The sequence below is a fragment of the Nonomuraea deserti genome, assembly GCF_004348685.1.
In the GTDB taxonomy this organism is placed as follows: Bacteria; Actinomycetota; Actinomycetes; order Streptosporangiales; family Streptosporangiaceae; genus Nonomuraea; species Nonomuraea deserti.
Genome location: NZ_SMKO01000046.1, coordinates 1 through 21,298 on the forward strand (window position 1 = coordinate 1; position 21,298 = coordinate 21,298).

General features: G+C 72.2%; 21 protein-coding genes. 11 read left to right on the forward strand and 10 right to left on the reverse strand.

Going from position 1 to position 21,298, the window contains the following annotated elements; translation table 11 throughout:
- Window positions 1-317: 317 nt before the first annotated feature.
- Window positions 318-1,307, forward strand: a complete 990-nt coding sequence (locus E1292_RS18950; RefSeq protein ID WP_132596549.1) for a hypothetical protein — start codon at window positions 318-320, stop codon at window positions 1,305-1,307.
- 289 nt (window positions 1,308-1,596) lie between these two features.
- On the opposite strand, the gene E1292_RS18955 is transcribed toward E1292_RS18950, so the two are convergent.
- Both E1292_RS18955 and E1292_RS18960 read right to left on the reverse strand, forming a co-directional pair.
- Window positions 1,597-2,139, reverse strand: coding sequence for an SseB family protein (locus tag E1292_RS18955; RefSeq protein WP_132596550.1), 543 nt, complete (start codon window positions 2,137-2,139; stop codon window positions 1,597-1,599).
- A gap of 68 nt (window positions 2,140-2,207) precedes the next feature.
- Window positions 2,208-2,555 carry a PadR family transcriptional regulator gene (locus E1292_RS18960; RefSeq protein ID WP_246090195.1) on the reverse strand — a complete coding sequence of 116 codons (348 nt, stop codon included), beginning with the start codon at window positions 2,553-2,555 and terminating at the stop codon, window positions 2,208-2,210.
- A 63-nt stretch (window positions 2,556-2,618) separates the two neighbouring features.
- Here E1292_RS18960 and E1292_RS18965 point away from each other — a divergent pair, with 63 nt between their 5' ends.
- Window positions 2,619-3,209: a nucleotidyltransferase family protein gene (locus tag E1292_RS18965; protein ID WP_181958258.1), complete on the forward strand. Its 591-nt coding sequence runs from the start codon at window positions 2,619-2,621 to the stop codon at window positions 3,207-3,209.
- A gap of 404 nt (window positions 3,210-3,613) precedes the next feature.
- Here the strand turns inward: E1292_RS18965 and bar are convergent, their stop codons facing one another.
- A complete protein-coding gene (gene bar / locus E1292_RS18970; RefSeq protein ID WP_132596552.1) occupies window positions 3,614-4,705 on the reverse strand; it encodes a barbiturase in 1,092 nt (363 codons plus the stop codon).
- Between the two features lie 153 nt (window positions 4,706-4,858).
- Here bar and E1292_RS18975 point away from each other — a divergent pair, with 153 nt between their 5' ends.
- Window positions 4,859-5,557, forward strand: coding sequence for an alpha/beta fold hydrolase (locus E1292_RS18975; RefSeq protein WP_220446927.1), 699 nt, complete (start codon window positions 4,859-4,861; stop codon window positions 5,555-5,557).
- A gap of 102 nt (window positions 5,558-5,659) precedes the next feature.
- Window positions 5,660-6,760, forward strand: a complete 1,101-nt coding sequence (locus E1292_RS18980) for an FUSC family protein (RefSeq protein ID WP_132596554.1) — start codon at window positions 5,660-5,662, stop codon at window positions 6,758-6,760.
- 7 nt (window positions 6,761-6,767) lie between these two features.
- Here E1292_RS18980 and E1292_RS18985 read toward each other — a convergent pair whose 3' ends face one another.
- From E1292_RS18985 to E1292_RS18995, 3 genes are all read right to left on the reverse strand, one after another.
- A complete protein-coding gene (locus E1292_RS18985) occupies window positions 6,768-7,148 on the reverse strand; it encodes a type II toxin-antitoxin system death-on-curing family toxin (protein WP_220446928.1) in 381 nt (126 codons plus the stop codon).
- Window positions 7,145-7,348: a ribbon-helix-helix protein, CopG family gene (locus tag E1292_RS18990; protein WP_132508133.1), complete on the reverse strand. Its 204-nt coding sequence runs from the start codon at window positions 7,346-7,348 to the stop codon at window positions 7,145-7,147. Before E1292_RS18990 ends, E1292_RS18985 begins: the two co-directional genes overlap by 4 nt.
- Before the next feature lie 329 nt (window positions 7,349-7,677).
- Entirely contained in the window at window positions 7,678-8,844 is a 1,167-nt protein-coding gene (locus E1292_RS18995; RefSeq protein WP_132596555.1) for a pyridoxal phosphate-dependent aminotransferase, read from the reverse strand.
- A gap of 25 nt (window positions 8,845-8,869) precedes the next feature.
- On the opposite strand from E1292_RS18995, the gene E1292_RS19000 reads away from it, so the two are divergent.
- From E1292_RS19000 to E1292_RS19020, 5 genes are read left to right on the forward strand one after another with little or no spacing between them, the layout of a single operon-like run.
- Window positions 8,870-10,681: an alpha/beta fold hydrolase gene (locus tag E1292_RS19000; protein WP_132596556.1), complete on the forward strand. Its 1,812-nt coding sequence runs from the start codon at window positions 8,870-8,872 to the stop codon at window positions 10,679-10,681.
- Window positions 10,678-11,595, forward strand: a complete 918-nt coding sequence (locus E1292_RS19005; protein WP_165974617.1) for a DUF418 domain-containing protein — start codon at window positions 10,678-10,680, stop codon at window positions 11,593-11,595. The genes E1292_RS19000 and E1292_RS19005 overlap by 4 nt, the downstream gene beginning before the upstream one ends.
- Window positions 11,555-12,352 carry a carbon-nitrogen hydrolase family protein gene (locus E1292_RS19010; protein WP_132596558.1) on the forward strand — a complete coding sequence of 266 codons (798 nt, stop codon included), beginning with the start codon at window positions 11,555-11,557 and terminating at the stop codon, window positions 12,350-12,352. The genes E1292_RS19005 and E1292_RS19010 overlap by 41 nt, the downstream gene beginning before the upstream one ends.
- A 4-nt stretch (window positions 12,353-12,356) precedes the next feature.
- Complete coding sequence (locus E1292_RS19015) at window positions 12,357-12,803, forward strand: hypothetical protein (protein WP_246090196.1); 447 nt, start codon at window positions 12,357-12,359, stop codon at window positions 12,801-12,803.
- Window positions 12,800-13,195 carry a hypothetical protein gene (locus tag E1292_RS19020; protein WP_132596559.1) on the forward strand — a complete coding sequence of 132 codons (396 nt, stop codon included), beginning with the start codon at window positions 12,800-12,802 and terminating at the stop codon, window positions 13,193-13,195. The genes E1292_RS19015 and E1292_RS19020 overlap by 4 nt, the downstream gene beginning before the upstream one ends.
- 8 nt (window positions 13,196-13,203) lie before the next feature.
- On the opposite strand, the gene E1292_RS19025 is transcribed toward E1292_RS19020, so the two are convergent.
- Complete coding sequence (locus tag E1292_RS19025; protein ID WP_132596560.1) at window positions 13,204-14,700, reverse strand: carboxyl transferase domain-containing protein; 1,497 nt, start codon at window positions 14,698-14,700, stop codon at window positions 13,204-13,206.
- Between the two features lie 74 nt (window positions 14,701-14,774).
- On the reverse strand, window positions 14,775-15,971 hold the full coding sequence (locus tag E1292_RS19030; protein ID WP_165974618.1) for a CaiB/BaiF CoA transferase family protein: 1,197 nt from the start codon (window positions 15,969-15,971) through the stop codon (window positions 14,775-14,777).
- Window positions 15,972-16,010: 39 nt separating this feature from the next.
- Here E1292_RS19030 and E1292_RS19035 point away from each other — a divergent pair, with 39 nt between their 5' ends.
- Entirely contained in the window at window positions 16,011-16,544 is a 534-nt protein-coding gene (locus E1292_RS19035) for a uridine kinase family protein (RefSeq protein WP_132596562.1), read from the forward strand.
- Window positions 16,545-16,546: 2 nt separating this feature from the next.
- Here E1292_RS19035 and E1292_RS19040 read toward each other — a convergent pair whose 3' ends face one another.
- On the reverse strand, window positions 16,547-17,233 hold the full coding sequence (locus tag E1292_RS19040) for a histidine phosphatase family protein (RefSeq protein ID WP_132596563.1): 687 nt from the start codon (window positions 17,231-17,233) through the stop codon (window positions 16,547-16,549).
- A gap of 81 nt (window positions 17,234-17,314) precedes the next feature.
- On the opposite strand from E1292_RS19040, the gene E1292_RS51195 reads away from it, so the two are divergent.
- A complete protein-coding gene (locus E1292_RS51195; protein WP_165974619.1) occupies window positions 17,315-19,255 on the forward strand; it encodes a ligand-binding sensor domain-containing protein in 1,941 nt (646 codons plus the stop codon).
- Here the strand turns inward: E1292_RS51195 and E1292_RS19050 are convergent.
- Window positions 19,240-21,258: an outer membrane protein assembly factor BamB family protein gene (locus tag E1292_RS19050; RefSeq protein ID WP_132596564.1), complete on the reverse strand. Its 2,019-nt coding sequence runs from the start codon at window positions 21,256-21,258 to the stop codon at window positions 19,240-19,242. The two genes, E1292_RS51195 and E1292_RS19050, sit on opposite strands and share 16 nt — an antisense overlap.
- Window positions 21,259-21,298 lie beyond the last annotated feature (40 nt).

Consider the following 21,298-nt stretch of genomic DNA (forward strand, 5'->3'; position numbering starts at 1 on the left):
CCCCCGCAGGCCGATCCCCGTCCCGAGCCCTCCGCGGGAACGGTTCGTCGCGCTGCTGGAGGCGGTCCGTCGCGCCACCCAAGGCCCCGCCGCGGAAGCCGGGCCGTCGCGCCGCAGGCTCCGGCGCTGGAGGTGGTTCGTCCGGGCCGGGACGTCTGGGGCGCAGCCATCGGGGCCGGGGTCGGCTGGGCCGGGGTGTCGCGGCCCTCGGTCCTCGTCGGAAGGTTCGCTCGGCGGGGCGTTCGAGAGTCCGATTCGTCGGTGGGGATGGGGGTTCGGCTATTGCGGTCGGCGAGCCGATCACGGACACTTCCCGCGTGGACAGGGATCGGTTCGCCAGATTCGCGATAGTCATCGCGACTTTCGTGCTCGCCCCTGTGCTGCTCGAAATGCTGGCCTGGTACATCGAGGGCGAGGAGTACAACGTCTCCCGCGCCATCACCGTGATCTCCGTGGTGACGGGGCTGGCCTTGATCGCCCTGGTCGCCGGCCGGCTCCGCGGACGGCTGCCTACCATGCTGGTCACGGCCATGACCGTGACGGCGGCCGGGGGGATCGTGCTGGGGTTCGCGGCCGGGTTCGGGCCGGTTCTGTGGAACGGGCACATGTCCGGCGAGCTGCTCGGCCTGTCGATGATCGGGATCGCCGCGTTCACCTTGCTGACCGGGACGTACCTGCTGGTCCTCTTCCGGCGCGGCCTGTACGTGCCGCATCTGGAGGCGACGGCGGGCCCGTCGCCGACCACGACCAAGCGCAAGGTGATCGGCGAGTCGGAGATCCTGATCCGCACCCAGCCGGACATCAGCGCGGCGCTGGAGAAGGCGCTCGGGAGCTGCGTCTCCGTGATCGACCAGGACGATCTGCACTTCGTGGCGTTCTTCAGCCCCGGCGGCTGCGCCTTCTACACCGACGTGCTCGACGACGCCGACCTGCAGCACTTCTTCCACGAGTCGACGCCCGAGGAACGCAGGATCTCCTACCTCAAGCTGGGCCGCCAGCTCGAGTGGATCGGACAGCGGCTCGACACGCACCTCAGGCTGCTGGAGAGCGGCACGGTGATCAGGACCGTGCTGGACGTCGAGCGCGGCGCCCTGTTCCACTACTGGGTCGACCACGGCCGCTACGTCGTGGGCGTCACACTCGACCAGCGCAAGGTCGGCCAGGCCGACGACAAGATGGCCAAGCTCGTCGACATGATCCGCGGCCATTTCACGCTGCCGCCCATCAACCAGCGCAGCCGGCCGGAGCCGGGCGGCAACCTGCGCGCGATCAGGGAAGACCAGGCGTGGCCTGAGTCGGGCTCCTGACCGCCCGCGTGACCGGAATCCGGCCCCTGACCGCCCGCGTGACCGGAGTCCGGCCCCTGGCAGCCCGCATGGCCTGGGTCGGGCCCCCGACCAACCGCGTGCCCCGTGCGACGGGCACGCCGTCCTCGGACGGAACACCTCACAGGACACGTGCCGGAAGCCGCGTCTCCGTGATCGGTGAGGACGATCCGCACGTCGCGGCTTTCTTCAGCCGACTCCGCCGCCAATGCCCTCTCGGCCGTCAATGCCCCCCCAACGGTGGCCGATGCCCGGCGGGTCGCCGGGTGGGCTAACGAGCGGGCTTGCGCCCCCACGGGAAGCGGCGGCGCCTGCGGGCGGGCTCCACGCGGGCGACGGTGACGCCGCTGAGCCCGCCCACGGTGCCGGACTCGACCGCCGCGAGCGCCGCGAGCACATCTCCCTCGATCACGAACTGCACCGGACCCGCCACATCCACCACGACCGCAGCGGCCTGCTCCTGCACGGCGGCCCGGCAGACCTGGAGCGTGGTGGCCTGGATGGGCCGGGCGTCCTGACGCCACCTGGCCAGCGCGCCGGCGCTGGTGAACGCGAGCACCGCGTGCCTGCCGTCCTGCCCGACGAGCTTGGGCAGGGCCATCTCGCTCTCCTTCTCCTGCCGGAGCCCGTGCGCGCCGATCTCGGTCTCGGTCAGCAGGGCGACCACGGGCACGAGCAGCCTGGCGCCGCTCAGCGCGGCCAGCACCTCGGCGTCGCCGGCCGTACCGGCCTCGAAGGCGGCCAGAGCCGCGGCGACGGCGGGAGCGGCGCGGCCGTCGTCGTGAGGATTCAGAGGCTGCGGGATGCTCGGCACAACCCCCGAGACTACCCGCGCCCGGATTCGGCCCCGATCCTGGCCCGCAGCGCGCGCACCCCGGCCGGTCAGGAACCTCCTCCGGCCGCGCCCGGGCGGGGCAGCCAGGCTGGCGCCTGTTGCCTGCGTGCGCGGTATGCCCTGGCGACGGCGTCGCTTGCCTGCTCGGCGCCGTCGGCGGTGATCCGGTAGTAGCGGCGGCGCGGGCGTGCCCGCCCCGCGTGCGTCTCGGGCTCCTCCCACCGGCTCTCCAGCCAGCCGACCTGTTCGAGCCTGGCCAGGATCGGATACACGGTCCCGCTCGGCATCCCCGCCAGCTCGCACAGCTCGAGACCGTACCAGTCGCGTTCCGGCTCGGCGAGGAGGACGCGGAGCAGGGCCTGGGTCGGCATGGTCATCCGCGGGCCGCTCGGCATGACTCGTACTCTACATAGCCACGAGGGCCGCGCGACCGGCATGCGGGTGACATCATGGCTCCGATGCGGATCGCGCGCCTTCCCCTCGACGAGCAACTCGCCGCCATGCCCCGCGTGCTGGGCACCAACCCGGTGCTGACCGCCGTGCTGCATCAGGCCAGGACACTCGACCTGCCCGGCTGGTGGGTGGCGGCGGGCGCGATCGTGCAGACCGTGTGGAACCACGTGACCGGGCGCGACCCGGGCTACGGCATCAAAGACTACGACCTGATCTATCACGACCCGTCCGACCTGTCCTGGGAGGCCGAGAACGAGGTGATCAGGGTCGGGCGACGGGTGTTCGGCGACGTGCCGGTGGAGATCCGCAACGAGGCCAGGGTGCACATGTGGTACGAAGAGCGGTTCGGCGTGCCGTGCCCGCCGTACGACAGCACCGAGGACGCGATCGACTCCTTCCCGGCCACGACGTGCGCCCTGGGCGCGCGGATCACGGCGGCGGGCGAGTGGCAGGTGTACGCGCCCTACGGCGTGTCCGACGCCTTCGGCCTGCGGCTGCGTCCCAACCCCAGGCTGGCTCCCAGGCACGTGTACGAAGCCAAGGTGGCCCGATGGACCAGGGACTGGCCCGAGCTCACCGCCCTCCCCTGGCCCTGACCACCGCCCACCCGCACCTGCCCGGCTTTGACCACCGCACGACCGGACCGCCAACCCACCGTCGCACCCGGTCCAGCGTCGGCCCGCGCGAGCGGTTCCCTCTGTCAACCCGCGCGATCGGCTCCCTCTGCCAGGCCGCGCTTGGGGTTCCCTCTGTCGTGCCGCTCGATCGGTTCCCTCTGTCGTGCCGCTCGATCGGTTCCCTCTTTGAGGACGCGCGATGGGTTCCCTCTGTCAGGTCGCGCGATCGGGCATGGGTTCGACCACGGTGAGGGTCAGGAGCGCGCCCCGTCACGGCGGTCGGCCGGTGAAGGGTCAGCGGGCGTTTCCTGGAGGGCCGTCAGCCACCTGCGGCGGGTGGCTGGACCAGGCGAAGCCGTAAAAGATGGAAAGAGAATCGGCGATCAGGCGAGGTCGGCGATGGCGGCGACCGGGCCGCCGCCGGACGGCCCCTGGTGGACGGCGGCCACCGAGACGAACACGGCGGGATCGCCCGTGACCGAGGCCGCCACCCCGCCCACGGTCGCCTTGATCTGCCGGTGCCAGTGCACGTCGGAGTCGTCCAGCATGATGTTGCGGCGGCCCCGCACCCGCCCCGAGGGGTCGGCCTCGCACTTCATGAACACGTTCACCAGCCGCCCGCCGAGGTCGGACGGATGCGGGCGCTCCGGCAGCGGCAGCCCGGAGTCCCTGATGGCCTCCCAGATGCCGTCGGCGTCGAGGGCGTCCTTCATGACGCTGTGGCCGATGCGGTAGCGGCCCCCGATCCCGCGTACGTTCCCGACGAGGACGATCTGCGCCCGGTCCAGTTCCACGCCCGACGAGCACGAGGCCACCGACGAGTAGAGCGACAGGTCCTTGTGGATCTGGTCGGCGCGCGGCATGTCGATCTCGCCGAGCGCGACGGCGATGCCGAGGGCGGTGGTGGAGTTGGACAGGTCCATGGAGGGGCCGGTCTCCTCGATGGCGGTGTCCTGGCCGCGGCTCTTGGCGTCGGTGATGGTGGCGAGGGTGAGCAGCGGCGTCTTGGTCTGCACGTAGTGGACGTCGCGCGGGTCGTCGATGCCGGCGATCTTCATGGCCTCGCGTACGCCGGCCGCGACCTTCTCCACCATGGCGGGCCTGCCGATGTCCTCGGGGAGGATCACCTCGCTCATGGCCACGCCCACCGACAGCCGCGGCTCCTCGGACGGGGGCGCGTCGGCCGTGGTGGCGAAGATCGTGGCGTGCGGGCTGAGCACCCCGTCGGTGCCGCCCGACCAGACCAGCGGCACGCTGTCCGGCGCCGGATGCCCGTGCTCGGCGAGCACCTCGCGGAAGGCGCGGTCGGCGAGGATGCGCGTGTAGTCGTTGACGCCGCCGTTGCCCTCGGTCTTGCCGACGACGGCGAGCACCCGGTCGGCCTCGATCACCCCGTCGGCGATGAGCCGTGACAACCCTGAGGCGTCGGTGACGCTCTCGATGGGCACCTTGCGCACTTCTATCGGGTCCGGCATGCGAAGCCCCTTCTTCCAGTACTTTCCCCAGTTCTGGCCCCCTGTCCTGGCGACGCTAGCCGAGCCGGTCAGCGGGGTTCATGGTCAATGTCTGCCCAGGAACGCCGCCGACGATGTCAACGTGCGCTGAGCGGCGGCGGTAGGGTCGCGCATGTGATTCGCGAAGCGCACGTCAACGGGATCAAGCTCGGCTACCGGGAGGAAGGCGACCCTTCCGCTCCCGCGCTCCTGCTGATCCACGGGCGCACCGCCGACCACAACGACTGGAACGGCATCACCCAGCACTTCGCCGCCCGCTATCACGTTCTGGCACTCGACCTGCGCGGCCACGGGGCGAGCGACCGTCCGGGCGAATATGCGCTGCCCGTCATGGCCGGGGACGTCGTCGGGCTGCTCGACCACCTGGGCATCGAACGCGCCACGGTGGTGGGGCACTCGCTCGGCGGCGTGGTGGCGTACCTCCTGGCCATGAGCCGTCCCGAGCGGGTCGAGCGGCTCGTGCTTGAGGATCCGCCGCAGCCATACCCGCTGGCGAACCGCGCGCCGCTCGTGGAGGACGGGTCGACGCGGTTCGACTGGCGGATGATGCACGACACCGAGCGGGAGCTGGTCGACCCCGATCCGGCCTGGCGGGAAGGGCTGGCGCGGATCACGGCGCCGACGCTGGTGGTGTCGGGCGGGGCGGCGAGCCCGCTGCGCGCGCAGGACGTGGCGGCGCTGATCCCCGGGGCCGAGCTGGTCACGATCGAGGCCGGCCACCTCGTCCATGTCAACGCGCGCCGCGCGTTCCTGCGCGTGGTGGACGACTTCCTGAACGGGTCGCCGGCGGCTGCCGGATCGTCGAATGCCTGAACGGATCAGCGGCGCCTTCCTGATCGTCGAACCGGCTCCCGACTAAACACACCTAGCCTGGGCAAACGTGACATTGTGCCGAAGATCCGCCAAGGTGGAGAGGTGCGAACAAAGCTCAGCGATCATGTGAAGGAACGGCTGAGCACGTTCGGCCTGATGGCGCCGTCCATCGCGCAGTGCGCGGTCGGCGCCGCGCTCGCCTGGCTCGCCGCCATCGAGCTGCTCGGCCACCCGCGGCCGATCTTTGCACCGATCTCCGTGCTCATCTGCGTCGGCGTGGGGCTCGGGCAGCGCCTGCGCCGGGTGATCGAGCTGGTCGTCGGCGTCAGCCTGGGCGTCGGCGTGGGCGACCTGCTGGTGTCCTGGATCGGCTCGGGCGCCTGGCAGCTCGCGCTCGTGGTGGCGCTGGCGATGGCCGTGGCGGTGCTGCTCAACAGCGGAGCGCTCTTCGTCGCCCAGGCCGGCTCGTCGGCCGTGCTGGTGGCCACCCTGGTCCCCGGCGAGGACGTGGGCGGCCTGGACCGGATGGCCGACGCGCTCACCGGCGGCATCATCGGGATCGCGGCGGTCGCGCTGCTGCCCGCCAGCCCGTTCATGATCGCCGCCAAACACCTGTCCGGGGTGCTGGACGCGCTGTCGACGGTGCTGGAGCAGGCCGCTGCGGCGATCGAGAAGCGGGACGTGGAGCTGGCCGCCGAGGCGCTGGAGGAGGCGCGCAACACGCAGGGAGCGGTTGAGGAGTTCGAGGCGGCGCTGGAGACCAGCAAGGAGATCGCCATGATCTCGCCGGTGCACTGGCACCGGCGGGCCCGGCTGGCCCGCTACGAGACCGCGGCCGTGCCGGTGGACCTGGCGCTGCGGAACGCCCGCGTGCTGGTCAGGCGCACGCTGGCCTCGCTCGGAGAGGTCAGCCCTCCCCCGGCCGCGCTGGCCGAGGCCATGCGGGAGGTGTCGGAGGCGGCATTGCTGCTGCAACTGGAGCTGGGGGCGGGCCGCGAGCCGACGCTGGCGCGGCAGGCGCTGCTCGCCGTCGCGGCCAGGGAACGGCCGCCGCAGCTGGGGTTCTCGGCGCACGTCATCATCGCGCAGCTGCGATCGGTGGTGGTCGACCTGCTGCAGGCGACGGGGATGGAAAACGAGGAGGCGACGGCCGCGCTGACCTCGCTGGACGAGCCGAGCGGCGGCAACACCCGCCGCCGGTGACCGCCCGTCACGACGGGACGGTGAACGTACGCAGCACGTCGGCGATCTCGTCGGCCTCGGTGAGCTTGCCGGAGGCCACGGCGATGACCAGGTCGTAGGCGCTGTCGTCATCGGTGTCGAGCACGACACCGTTGAACCGCAGAAAGACGTCCGTGACCAGCCACGACAGCCGCTTGTTGCCGTCGATGAGCGGATGGTTGACAGCCAGCGACTGCAACAGGGCGCCCGCCTTGGTGAACAGGTCGGGATAGGCCTCCTGCCCGAACATGGCGGAACTCGGCCGATGCACGGCCGAGTCGAGCAGGCCGAGGTCCCGCACAGCCAGGACGTCGCCGAGCTCAGCCTCGGCAAGCTCCAGGACCTGCTCGAGCGAGAGGTAACGGATCATTCGCCGAGCCGATCAAGAACGGTCCGCCAACGCTCCCTGGACTTCGCGCCAAGGCGGCGCACTTCTTCGTCGGCCGCGTGCCGGGCGAGATATTCGTCAACGGCCGCCAGCACCACCTGCTGCATGCTGCGTCCCTCGGCGTCGGCGCGCTTGCGGAGGGCTTCGGTCTGCTGGTCGCTCAGGCGAAGGGTCATGGCCATGCCCCTCATCGTAGGTCGAGGAGTGGTATCACCGCGATACCACAGCCTCACATTACCCTACGCGATCGCACGATTACCCGAGCTTTACGGCCGGGGCAGGGCGAGAGGGAAGGACGATCCGTCCACCAGGCGGTCTCGACGTCCCGTCCAGCCCCGCCGTCGCCACCGAGGAGGGAGGCCCGTCGGCTGTCGGGGTCGGGGACCTGGCCGCGGCGGTGACGGCCGGTCGGCGCACCGCCGCCGCGCGGGTGGACGACCGGGACGAAGGGCCGCGTACCAGGGCCGCCTCCCGTGGTCTTCGACGGGCGACGCCTCCGGGCGGCTGCGGGTCAGGCCGACAGGCGCTTGAGCCGGGTCACCGCCTCGTCGATGACCTCGTCCTTCTTGCAGAAGGCGAACCGTACGAAGTGCCGCCCGCGTTCGGGATGGTCGTAGAAGACCTGGGTCGGGATCGCCACCACCCCGGCCAGGCCGGGCAGCCGGCGTGTCAGCTCCAGGCCGTCCTCGAAGCCCAGCGGCCGGATGTCGGTCTGCACGAAATAGGTGCCCGCGGGCTTGAGCACGGAGAAGCCCGCGGCCGCCAGCCCTTCCATGAGCCGGTCGCGCTTGTCCTGGAGGCCGGCCCGGAGCGCGGCCACCCACCCCAGCTCGTGCCGCAACGCGTACGCCACCGCCAGCTGCCACGGGGCGCTCGACGTGAAGGTCAGGAACTGCTTGACCGTCTGCACCGCCGTGACCAGGGCTGGCGGCGCGCAAACCCAGCCGGTCTTCCAGCCGGTGACCGAGAACGTCTTGCCCGCGGACGAGATCATCACCGTGCGCTCCCGCATGCCGGGCAGCGTGGCGAGGGGGATGTGCTCGACCCCGTCGAAGGCCAGGTGCTCGTAGACCTCGTCCGTCACGGCGATCAGCCCGCGCTCCTGGCACAGCTCCGCGATGACGGCCAGCTCTTCCCTGGTGAACACCGTGCCGGTGGGGTTGTGCGGCGAGTTGACCAGGATGGCCTTGGTGCGCGGCGTGACGGCGGCGCGCAGCTCGTCGGGGTCGAACGTGAAGCGGCCGGCCTCCGGCCGCATGGTCACGGCCACCAGCCGGGCCTGGGCCAGCGCGATGGAGGCGGCGTAGGAGTCGTAGTAGGGCTCGAACGCGATCACTTCGTCGCCCGGCTCGCACAACGCCAGCACGCTCGCCGCGACCGCCTCGGTGGCGCCCACCGTGACGAGGATCTCGCCCGCCGGATCGTAGGAGAGCCCGTAGTGGGCCGAGCGGTGCTCGGAGATCGCCTGCCGCAGGTCGAGCATGCCGGGCCCCGGTGGGTACTGGTTGGCGCCCGAGCCGATCGCCTCGACCGCGCGGTCGAGCATCGCGGCGGGCCCGTCGGTGTCGGGGAAGCCCTGGCCGAGGTTGATCGATCCGGTCTGCACGGCCAGCGCGCTCATCTCCGCGAAAATCGTCGTGCCGAAGGCGCGCATCCTGGAAACAAGTGGTTCGGTCACGTGCCCACACTATTAGTCTCGTGCCGTGATCTCTCGGGTCGTGCTCGCCCTCGCTCTCACGGCGCCCCCCGCCATGAACCCCGCCATGAACCCCGCCATGACCTCCGCCATGACCCCCGCTGTGAACTCCGGCGCGACCCCCGGCACGGCCGCGCGGCACCCGTGCCCGGTCGCCATGCCACCGCGCACGACCTGCGGTTTCCTGGAGGTTCCCGAGCGGAGGGACGCGCCCGGGCGGACGGTCAAGGTGGGGTACGCCGTGCGCGTGGCGGGCGCCGGCGAAGCGGATCCCCTGGTCTTCATGGGCGGCGGGCCGGGATCGGCGTCGATGGACGCGATGTCCGTGCTGAGCGCCATGTTCCCCGATCGCGACGTGGTGACGGTCGAGCCGCGCGGCGGCCGGCACTCCCAGCCCTCCCTCGCCTGCCCGGAGACCGCGCAGGCCCTGCTCGGCCAGTTGCGGCGACCGGCTGCCGTCATGGCCGCCGACGGGACCGCCGACGGGACCGCCGATGGGGCCATTGACAGGGCCGCCGACGTGGCCGCGGCCGCCCTACGATGCCGCGACCGGCTCCGGGAGGAGGGCGTCGACCTGCGGGGGTACCGCACGCAGGAGATCGCGGCCGACGTGGTCGCCCTGCGCGAGGAGCTGGGGTACGACGCGTGGCACCTGTTCGGGGTCGGCTACTCGACCAGGGTCATGCTCGGCGTGGCCGCGGCCGACCCGGGGGGCGTGCGTTCGGCGGTGCTCGACTCGTTCCTTCCCATGGGCGCCGGCCGCTACGACGGCGCGGAGCGTGACCTCGGCGGCACGCTCGCCAGGCTGGGGGTCGGGGAGCGGTTCGCGTCCGTGCGGGCCAGGCTGAACGCCTCGCCCGCCCGGGTGCCCATGACGGATACGGTGCTCGGCAGGGCGTTCACGGCCCGGGTGACCGGCGACGACCTGGCCGCGATCATGGCCGGGGCGCTGCGCGGGGCGGACGTGGCCGCGGTGGCGCCCGCGCTGGTCGGCGGGCTCGCCGAAGGGCGTGACGAGCTGCTGCGGCCGCTGGTCGACGCCGCGGGTGAGCGGCTGGCGGCGCGCGTGTGGGGGCTCTATCACGCGGTGCAGTGCCAGGACGAGGTCCCGTTCAACACTTTCACCCCTAAATCGCGACTTTTCACCATAAATGCGGACAAAGCGGTATGCGATGCTTGGCAGGTGTCCAGGTCAGAGCCCGCGAACGCCACCCCTTCGGCCCCCGTCTACGTCCTTGCCGGCCGGTACGACCCCGCCGCCCCCGCCGCGACCGCGAGGTCCGCCGCGCGGGCCCTGCCCGACGCCCGCTTCGAGGAGTTCGCCGGCGCCTCCCACGCCGTCTTCCTCACCAGCGGCTGCGCCCGCGCCAAGATCACCGCGTTCGTCGCCGACCCGGCCACGACGCCGGCCGCCCCGTGCGCGGCCCCTACCGGTCCGGGCGACCTGCACGTCACCGGGGCCCCCTACCTGATCTCCCGCTCCCCCTGGCTGGCCGCGCCCTTCGCGGCGTTCGCGCTCGCCTCGCTGGTCCAGCTCGTCTCCGGGGCGCTGCGAGGCCGGGCACCGGCGGCCTTCGGCGGGCTGGCGGGCGTGGCCTTCACCGGGCTCATGGCCCAGTCCGCGCACGCCTTGGCCGGCGCGAACGGCTCCGCCCTGGCCGTCGGCGTCCCCGGCACCACCGGCCCGTACACGTGGATCGCGGTGGCGTCGGCCGTGCTGACGGCCGCGGCGCTGCTCCGCGACCGCGGGTGGCCCCAGATCGCCGCGACCGTCATCGGCGCCGGGTTCCTCATATGGTGGTTCACCTGGTTCCTGTGACGCGCATCCGTGAGCTCGACGCTCTCCGCGGCTTCGCGGTGGGCGGGATCATGCTGGTCAACACCTGGCAGCACACCACGAAGCAGCAGACCGGCGTCGACTGGACCATCGAGGCGCTGTTCCAGAGCCGGTTCTACCCGATCTTCTCGATGTTGTTCGGCATCAGCTTCCTGCTGTTCCTGCGCGGCAACAGCCGGTGGGCGCTGCTGAGCAGGCTGTTCTGGCTGTTCTGCTTCGGGCTCGTGCAGCGCACCTTCTACGAGGGCGAGGTGCTGACCGACTACGCCTTCTACGGCGCGGTGGTGCTGCTGCCCGCCTCGTTCCTGGCGCCGGGCCTGCCGGTGCTGGTGCTCGGGCTGGCGGCCGTGGTGTGGGCGGTGACCGTCGGCGGCGGGCCGCTGCTGATCCCCGGCCTGTTCCTGGTCGGCATGGCGCTGTGGCAGCTGCGGCCGCCCAGGTGGCTGCTGCTGCCGTCGTTCGCGGTCGCCGCTCTGGCCACCGCGCTGCTGACGGCCGCGTGGTCGTCCACGCACGCCTGGAGCACCTACAGCGTGGCCGCGCTGGCGGGCGCGGCGGCGTACTCGCTGGGGTTGCTGCTCGCGCTGCGGCCGTGGTCGGCGGCGGTGCTGGAGCCGCTGGGCCGGATGGCGCTGACCAACTACGTCTCGGGCACCGCGATCATCATGCTGGCGGGACCGCTGGTCGACGCCGACAGGACCCGCTGGGCGGTGGTGGCTCTGACGGTGGTGACCGTGGCCGCGCAGGTGCTGCTGAGCAGGTGGTGGCTGGCGAGGTTCAGGTACGGCCCGCTCGAATGGATCTGGCGGTGCCTCACGTGGTTTCGGCGGGTCCCCAACCGGCTAGAGTCTGGCCGTGACCAGAATCGCCCTCTGCCAGATCCCGGTCTCTCCTGACCCGCCTGCCAACCTCGAGAGAGTGAGGCAGGCGCTCGCCCGAGCCGAGGGCGCCGACCTCGCGATCTTCCCCGAGGCCACGCTCACCCGCTACGGCAGGCGCATCACGGGCCTGGCCGAGCACCTCGACGGGCCGTTCGTGTCCGGCCTGGCCGAGGCCGCCAAGGAGCACGGGCTCGCGGTGATCGCCGGCGTGTTCGAGCCGGGCGAGCAGCGCGTGCACAACACGGCCGTGGCCATCGACGCCCAGGGCACGGTGCGGGCGGCGTACCGGAAGATCCATCTCTTCGACTCGTTCGGCGCGAAGGAGTCCGATCTGGTCGAACCGGGCGCCGAGCCGGTGGTCGTCGAGCTGGCCGGGGTCCGGGTCGGGCTGATCACCTGCTACGACGTGCGCTTCCCCGAGCTGGCCAGGGCGCTGGTCGACCAGGGCGCCGAGCTGTTCGCGGTGATCGCGGCCTGGGGCTCGGGCCCGCTCAAGGAGGACCACTGGGTGACCCTGGTGAGAGCGCGCGCCCTGGAGAACACCATGTGGACCGCGGCCGTCGGCCAGGCGCCCAACCCGGCCGAGGCGTCCGACGGCTACGGGGTGGGCCGCAGCATGCTGGTCGACCCGCTGGGCGTGGTGCGCGCCGACCTCGGCACCGCGCCGGGTGTGCAGGTCGTGGAGGTCGACCACGAGCAGACCGCGGCCGCCCGCGCCACCTTGCCGTGCCTTGAACATCGCGTGCTCCGGGTTCAACAGATCGTAAAGTAGAGGCGTGAGCGGAACGCAGATGCAGAAGGTTGTCCCGCCGCGTCTGCTCGTGCCATATCTGTCGGGCAAGCGCACGGTCATCTCCGGCTACGTCTACCGGGTGCAGGATTGCGTCAGGTTGACCACGCCGGAGGCGCTCTACTACGGGCTCGACCTGTCGTTCGATGGATCGGAGCTGTTCGCCGAAGTGCCCGAGATCTACGTCATGCGCTGGTTCGCCCGCGACATCGACACCTACGCGGTGCCGTACGGACCGCACATGGGCGGCGACTGGAGCGACGCCCCGCCGTTCGCCGGCAACGGGTTCACGACCTCGTCGGAGCACGTGGTGCCGCAGTTCCACACCGTTCCGATGCCGATCCCGGCCGGGGCGGAGATCATCCGCGTCACCGCCGAGGGCGAGCGGACGTTCGCCCACTACGACGGGCTGACCTGGCGGCCCTCCACATGAGCGACGAGATCGTGCCGATCGCCGCCGGGTTCGTGGCCCGTTTCGGCGAGCGCACCCTGCCCGCCGCGCTCGGCCCCGACAGCGACCAGGTGGTGCTGTTCAGCGAGACGGAGCTGGAGGGGTTCGAGCCGGCCTCCGGCTACTGGCGGCGGGTCGTGCCCAGGGCGCAGCTGGAGTGGCTGGTGCTGATCCGCACGGTGGGAGCGTTCGGCGGCGAGCCGTGCATCGTGCTCGACGAGGACGACGACGGCCTGCACATCGCCTACACCGGGCACAGCGGGATGAAGGCGGAGGCGCTGGGCTACTGGATGGTCGACCACGGCGCCTACGAGGTCGTGGTGCCCCGCGAGGAGGTCTTCTCGATCCGCGTCGAGCGCATTCCCGTGCCGTAGGCGGGGCTCTAACCGGCGGGGGTGCCGAGGCTGCGGTAGCGGGCCTGGCGGGCGGCGAGCCGGTCGGCGGGGGCCGCCCGCAGCAGCAGCGCGATCTCGTGCTCCAGCGCCCGCCCCACCCGTTCGCAGAAGTTTCTCGGCTCGTACGCGGCGTCGGGCACCTCGGGGATGACCCGGTCGACGATGCCGTCGCGCCGCAGGTCGGTGGCACGGATGTGCTGCGCCTGGGCGATCTCGGGGGCGAAGTCGACCGAGCGGTAGAGGATGGCGGAGGCCCCTTCGGGCGGCAGCGGCGACAGCCAGGCGTGCTGCGCGCAGAGCACCCGGTCGGCGGGCAGCAGCGCCAGCGCCGCCCCGCCCGCACCCTCGCCCAGCAGCAGGCACACGGTGGGCGCGTCGAGCATGACCAGCTCGGCCAGGCAGCGGGCGATCTCGGCGGCCAGGCCGCCCTCCTCGGCCGACTTCGACAGGTCGGCGCCCGCCGTGTCGACGACGGTCACCAGGGGCAGGCCCAGCTCGGCCGCCAGCCGCATGCCGCGCCTGGCCGCGCGGAGCCCGGCCGGGCCCAGCGGCGAGTTGGCGCGCTGGAGCCGCCGGTCCTGGCCGAGCACCACCGCCGGCGCGGTGCCGAACTTGGCCAGTGCCAGCAGCAGCCCGGGCTCGTTCTCGCCCTCGCCGGTGCCGCTGAGCGGGGTCACGTCGGTGGCGGCCAGCTTGAGCAGCGTGCGCACGCCGGGCCGGTCGTCGCGGCGCGAGCGGGTGATCGCCTCCCACGCCTCCACGGGCCGCAGGTCCTCCTCGGGGGGAGCGCCGGCCACGACGACGGACCTGTCGGCGGCGAGCACGGCGAGCGCCTTGATCGCGACGTCGCGCGCTTCCTCGGCCGACACCACCGCGTCGAGCAGCCCTTTGCGGTGCAGGTTCTCCGAGACCTGCACGCCTTCGGGAAACGGGTAGCCGTGCAGCGACTCGAACACCCTCGGCCCCATGAACCCGATCAGCGCCTCAGGCTCGGCCGCCGCGACGTGCCCCAGCGACGCCCACGACGCGAAGACTCCGCCGGTCGTCGGATGCCGCATGTAGACCAGGTAGGGCAGACCGGCGGCGCGGTGGGCCTGGATCGCGGCGGTGATCTTCACCATCTGGACGAACGCGAGGGCGCCCTCCTGCATCCGCGTGCCGCCCGAGGCCGGCGCGGACAGCAGCGGCAGCCGCTCGCGCGTGGCCCGCTCGACCGCGCTCACGAACCGCTCCGCCGCCGCCACCCCGATCGAGCCCGCCATGAACGAGAACTCGCAGGCCGCGATGGCGACCCTGCGCCCGTCGAGCCGCCCTTCGCCGGTGATCACGGCCTCGTCGTAGCCGGACTTGACGCGGGCCGCGGCCAGCTCGTCGGCGTAGGAGGAGCCGGGCGGCGCCGGGTCGGCTGGCGGCGCGTCCCACGATGTCCACGAGTCCTTGTCGAGGACCGTGTCGATCAGTGTGCGCGCGTCCGGACGGCTCACTATCACTCCCTAGAAGTCGGACATCCTTGCAATGGTGACGCATGAGAGCGCCGTCCGGTGCCGCGGGTGGCGGATCATCGTTCGCGCGCCTCCAGCCAGGCGAGCACGGAGTCGTTGTCCTGGCCGAGCGCGGGCGGCGCGCTGTGCTCCACCCCGGTCAGCCCGTCGAACCGCAGCGGCGGCCCCGGCAGCTCGATCTTTCCGAGCACGGGGTGCTCCACCTCGACGACCAGGCCCTGCGAGCGGGTCTGCTCCCAGGTGTAGACCTCGTCGATCGACCTGATCGCGCCCGCGGGCACACCGGCCTCGGCCAGCCTGGCCAGCCAGTGGGCGCGGTCGTGGGCGGCCAGGGCCCGCTCCATGTCGGCGATCAGCTCGTCGCGGTGGGCGAACCGCTCCCTGTTGGTGGCGTATCGCGCGTCGGCGGGATCGATGCCGAGCAGGACGGCGACCTTCTTCCACTGGCCGTCGTTGGCCGCGGCGATCTGCAGCATGCCGTCGGCGCAGCGGAAGGAGCCGTAGGGGGCGATGGTGGCGTGGTGGTTGCCGCCGGCGCCGGGCACCTTGCCGCCGACCGTCCAGGCGGTGCCGTGGTAGGCGTGCACGCCGGTGACGGCGGCCAGCAGCGACGTGCGCACGACCCTGCCCTTGCCGGTGCGCTCGCGCTCGTAGAGCGCACCGGCCACGCCGTAGGCGCCGTGGATGCCGGCCAGCAGGTCGGCGATGGACGCCCCGACGCGGTAGGGCTCGTCGGCTGAGGGGCCGGTCAGCGACATCAGGCCGGCCTCGCCCTGGGCGATCTGGTCGTAGCCGGGGCGGCCGCCTTCCGGGCCGTCGTGGCCGAACCCGGTGATGGACAGGATGACGAGGCGGGGGTTGAGCTCGTGGAGGCGCTCGGCGGAGAAGCCGAGACGGTCGAGCACGCCGGTGCGGAAGTTCTCCACGAGGACGTCGCTCTGGCGGACGAGGCGCTCGATGAGCTCCTTGCCCTCCGCGGACTTCATGTCGACGGTGATGGACTGCTTGTTGCGGTTGGCCGCCAGGAAATAGGTCGAGATATCGTGATCCGGCCCGGCGAACGGCGGTCCCCAGCCCCGGGACTCGTCACCACCGTCCGGATGTTCGACCTTGATCACCCTGGCGCCCAGGTCACCCAGCATCTGCGCGGCGTGTGGCCCGGCCAGGGCCCTGGAAAGATCGAGCACGACGATGCCGCCGAGGGGTCCGAGCAAGATCAACCTCCTACATGCGATCCAAGGGCGAAAGAACATTCTCTCAGGCGCGGGGCCCCTCTCCTCTACCCTGGTGCGATGAATCCGCCGGCCGCCGTCATCGGGGAGCTGCCCCCGTCGTGCGGCCCTGTCCGCCTGGTGGCCGTGGACGGGCCCGCGGGGGCGGGCAAGACGACGTTCGCGCGGCGGCTCTCCGCGGACCTGGGATGCCAGGTGATCCACAGCGACGACTTCCCCGTGCCGTGGGACGAGGGGCCCGGCGGCTGGTTCCACGCGCTGGAGTCTCAGGTGATCGACCCGCTGCGGCACGGCCGCCCGGGGCGTTTTCGCCGGTACGACTGGGTGCGGGGTGAATACGCCGAGCAGGTGACCGTGCCGGTCGCGCCGGTGCTCGTCATCGAGGGGGTCGGCACGGCCAGGGCCTCGGTGGCGGAGCTGCTGGCGTACACCGTCTGGGTGGAGGCGCCCGAGGCGGTGCGCCTGGCGCGCGTCCTGGAGCGGGACGGGCCCGAGCTGGAGCCGCGGTGGCGGACGTGGTTCGCGGCCGAGCGGGAGTGGTTCGCCGAGGACCGCACGCGCCGGCGCGCCGATCTGATCGTCCGGACGGGGTGAGGTCAGGGGCCCAGGTGCGCGACGTCGTTGAAGCGGACGAGCTCGAAGCGGGCACCGCCGGTGCGCCAGACCGACACGGAGGCGTTGAGCACCGGCGCGAACTCCAGCACGGCCGCGAGCTCGGCGTCGGGGCCGCCGGCGATGACGTGGCGCAACCCCAGCACCACGGAGTCGTGGGCGACCATGAGCACCCGCCGGCCGTCGGCCCGCCGTGGCAGGTCGGCGAGGAGGTCACGCAGCCGGGCCACGACGTCGGCCAGCGACTCGCCCCCGGGCGGGCGGTAGGCCCAGGCGCCTTCCGCCTCCCGCCGCTCCGGCTCGCCGGGGAATCGCTCCTTGATCGCGGCGGGGTTGTAGCGGGCGAACTCGCCCGCCTCCTGGTCTCTGAGCCGTTCGTCCACGGTGACGGGGGGCGGGTGGACGCCCCAGGTCGCCTGGGCGATCCGCCACGTGTCGAGGGCGCGCAGATAGGGCGAGCACCACACCAGCTCGGGCGCCTCGCCCGCGGGCAGTGCGGCCAGCAGCCGCCCGAGGGCCGCGGCCTGCGCCCTGCCGTGCTCCGTCAGCGTCACCTCGTCGTCGCCGCGATCGTAGGCCAGCGGCGTGTCGCCGGCCCGCCGGTAGGCGAGGTTGGCCTCGCTCTCTCCGTGCCGGACGGCGATGATCACTGAAGGGCCCACGCCCGCCATCTTGCCACGAAGCCACCGGCAAAATACGGTCGAGACCGTAATTGAGAAACCGGGAGGTCGTGCGTGCGTACCATCATGGCAGTGCTTCTTGTCGCCTTATCCCTCTCCTCTCCGGCCCAGGCCGATACCGCGGCCGCCCCTCCGACGGAGTGCGGCTTCCACACCCTCGACCCGCTTCCCCTGACCGGCGCCACCACCGCCGGCACCGCGCTCGACGCCGGCCACCCGCAGGGCGCGCGCGTCTACTCCGTCACCTCCAGCGCCTCCGGCCCCGCGCTGCTCGGCATCAGGGACGCCCGCGACGGCCGCCTGATCGGCGAGCGGCCCCTGCCGCTGGCGCTCGGCTCCTGGGCCGTCACCGTGGCTCCCGACCACTCGGTCTACGTCGGCAGCTACAACGCCACCGCCGGCGCGATGGGCCGTCTTTTCCGCTACGACCCGGATTCCGACCAGGTGAGCGAACTCGGCATCCCCATCGCGACCGAGACGTTCGTCTGGACCGTCGCCGCCAGCCCCGACGGGTCCTCCGTCTACGGCGGCACCTCGCCCACGGGCAGGCTCTTCCGCTACGACACCGCCGACGGCACCACCACCGACCTGGGCAGCCCCGTACCCGGCGAGCAGTTCGTCAGGGACCTGGCCGTCGGCCCGGACGGCACCGTGTACGCCGGCGTCGGCGCGGAGAGCATGAAGGTCGCGGTGCTCGCCCCCGGCGGGACCGTCGAGCGGGTCATCGAGCCGCCCGTCGAGGGCGCGGGCTACGCCTACGACGTGGCCGTGACCGGCCCCTACCTACTGGTGCGCTTCGTCACCTCCGCGGGCGCCAACCCCATGGGCGTGTACGACCTGCGCGAGAACGCGTGGAAGGACGTGGTGGAGGACGTCGACAACCTCACCGTCGGCGGCGGCCGGCTCGGCCACGACCTGTACCTGTTCCAGGGCGGCGAACTCGCCAGGTACGACCTCAAGACCGAGAAGATCACCCAACTGGGTCTCACCGACCACGGCGGCGGCGCCGCCCGCACGCTCGGCTGGCTCGGGCACACGCTCGTCGGCACCAGCTCCACCGGCCGCATCTGGCACTTCGACCGCGAGACCGGCCAGGGCAGGCTGCTCGACGGCACCCTGACCGGCCAGCCCGTCAGCATCCGCTCCCTCGGCGCGGGCCCCGACGGCCACGTCTACGCGGGCGGCTTCTTCACCGGCGGCCTGGCCGCCTACGACCCCGCCACCGGCGAGACCCGCAACTGGCCGGACGTCGGCCAGAGCGAAGGCATCGTCACCCACAAGGGCAAGCTCTACCTGGGCGTCTATCCGGGCGCCCGGATCTACGAGTTCGACGGGAGCGCGCCCAGGCTGCTGCTCGACCTCGGCGCCCAGGAGCAGGACCGGCCCTTCGCGATGATCTCCGCGGGCGACTGGCTGGCGTTCGGCACCGTGCCCAAGTCGGGCACGCTCGGCGGCGCGCTCGGCCTGCTCGACCCCGCCACCGGCCGTACGGTGATCAAGCGGAACATCATCCCCGGCCACAGCGTCATCGGCCTGGCCTACCGGGACGGCGTCGTCTACGGCGCCACCTCGGGCTTCGGCGGCACCAGCACGCCCCAGGGCGAGGGGGTGGCGTTCGCGTACGACATCGCCACCGACTCGCTCAAGTGGCGGACCGTCCCGGTGCCCGGCGACCTGGCTCTCGGCTCGATCGCCTTCGACGACGCCGGGCGGCTGTGGGGGCTGACGCCGGACGCGCTGTTCGAGCTGGACCCGGCCACCGGGCGGACCGTCAGAACCGTCAAGCACCAGACCTACCCGTGGGACACCGTCACCCAGGTCTGGCTCGACACCAACCTCGTGTTCCACAAGGGCTTCCTCTGGGGCAAGGTGCAGGGCAAGGCGTACCGGATCGATCCGGGGACGATGGCCTTCACGCTCATCGCCCGCCCGATCTCCAACCTCCTCCTCGGCCCTAACGGGCACCTCTACCTGTCGCGCTTCGAGAACTTCTACACCTACCGCGTCTGCTGACCCGTGAGCCGGAACAGGCGCGGGCCCTCGGCGAAGTAGACGTCTCCCGACCCGTGCACCGCGAGCTGGTGCACGGGCCCCTGCCTCAGCACGGCGTGCCGGCCGGTGCGCGGGTCGAGCGAGAAGACGTACTGGCCGGCGTGGGCGCCGTACAGCGTGCGGTCACGCCGGTTGAAGGAGAGCTGCCCGCTCGCGCTCTCGCTGTCCGACAGAGTGACCCGCTTGACCACCTTGCGGGCGGCCGTGTTGACGGCGAACACCTCGCCGCCGGCGATCCCCCACAGCGTGCCGCGCGCGTCGAACGTCAGCGCGGGGACGGCCGGCTTGCCCGGCGCGGGGACGATCTCCCACAGCAGCCGGTCGTCCTTCACCGACCAGGCGAACAGCTTGGCCTCCGGCTGGGTCGGCGGCGTGGCCGACTGGCCGCTGTAGATGGAGGTGCCGCCGTAGAGCACGCCGTCGCGGTAGGCGAGCGAGACGATGCTCTGGTCCTTGATCACGTTGCGCTGGGAGTGCTTGAGCTTGCCCGTCTCCGGATCCCAGATGGCCAGCACGCCGCCCAGGTGGCCGAGGTCGGGCATGGTGCCCGCGGCGAGGTAGCGGCCCGCCGACGCCAGCGCCCGCGGCCTGATCTGCTTGTCCGCGGACAGGTCGAACAGGCGTGCCGGGTTCGCCGCCGGCCCGGGCTCGGGGCTCGGTGAGTACTCGGGGCTGTTCCACGGCAGCTTCGGATCGTAGGCGTAGACCCTGGCCTCGGGGTAGGCGCCGACGTAGAGCCTGCCGTCGTGCGCGGTCATGTCCTCGCTCTGCGAGAACGTGTGGAACTCGGTGCGCTTGCCCGTCTCCGGGTCCAGGGCGGCGAAACCGCCGTTGAGGAAGCCGCCGGCGTACATGCGGCCGTCGGGGCCCTGCGCGAGCGCGGTCACGTCGATGGGTTCGCCCTTGACCTCCGTCTCCACGAACGACGTGGCACCGGTCTGCGGGTTGTAGCGGAACATCAGCCCGCGCCAGAGCAGACCCACGACGCTCTTGCCCGGGTAGTCCGGCAGGCCCAGCTCGGCCCAGCCGATGCCGCGGGTGTTGGCGACGCGGCCCGTGATCGGCATGCCCGTGCCCGTCGTCTCCTTCGTCTTCGGGTCGTAGCGGACGAGCTCGGCGTCCTTGATGAGGTAGACCGCGCCGTCGGCGTCGGGCGGCGAGACGTCCAGGCCGTGTGCGGTGTCCAGGGTGTCGCTCCAGCGGCCGGCGGCGATGTCCCACACGTGGAGCGGGCCGGGGCTGGCGCTGCCGAAGCGGACGTAGAGGTGGCCGGCGGCGGCGTTCACGTCGTAGGCCCACTTGCCCGCCGGGTCGAGGCCGTCGGGGAGGGGGAGCTGCCTGGTGGCGCCGGAGGCGGCGTCGATCTCGAAGACCGCGGCGGGGTCCTCGGTGCCGGCGTAGATCTTCCCGTCGGCGTAGGAGACGCTGCGGACGTAGGAGTGGGTGGGCGAGAGCCTGCCGTAGTCGCGTACGCCGGTCCCCGGGTCGTAGGCGAACAGGCGACCTCCCGGGTAGGTGCCGCCGTAGACGGTGGCGCCCTCGCCGGCCGCCACGCTCCAGATGAAGCTCTCCGAGGGAAGGGGCCGGCCGAGGTCCTGGACCCCGCCCTGGTCCGTCCAGCGGTAGAGCCGCCCGTCACCGTACGTGCCGACGTAGACGCTGCCGTCCTGGGCGGCGTCGACGGCCCAGGAGCCTTCGGCGCCCGGCAGGTCGTACCTGGCCACCTCGGCCCCGGTGGCCGGGTCGACGGCGTTGAGATGGGCGGGGCTGCCGGAGGAGGCGCCCCAGAGCACGGTCTTCCCGCCGGGGCCCGGCGCGACCACGCCGCCGATCAGCAGCACGTCCTCCAGGGGCACGCCCAGGTCCTCCACCCGGCGCTCCGCCGCGCCCGCGGGGGCGGCGGCGGTCAGTGCCACGAGGACGGCCGCCAGCGCGGCAGCCAGCATTCGTCTAATTAAGGTCATGACCGAAACCTAGAGAGACCCTGTTATGACGTCAATACCT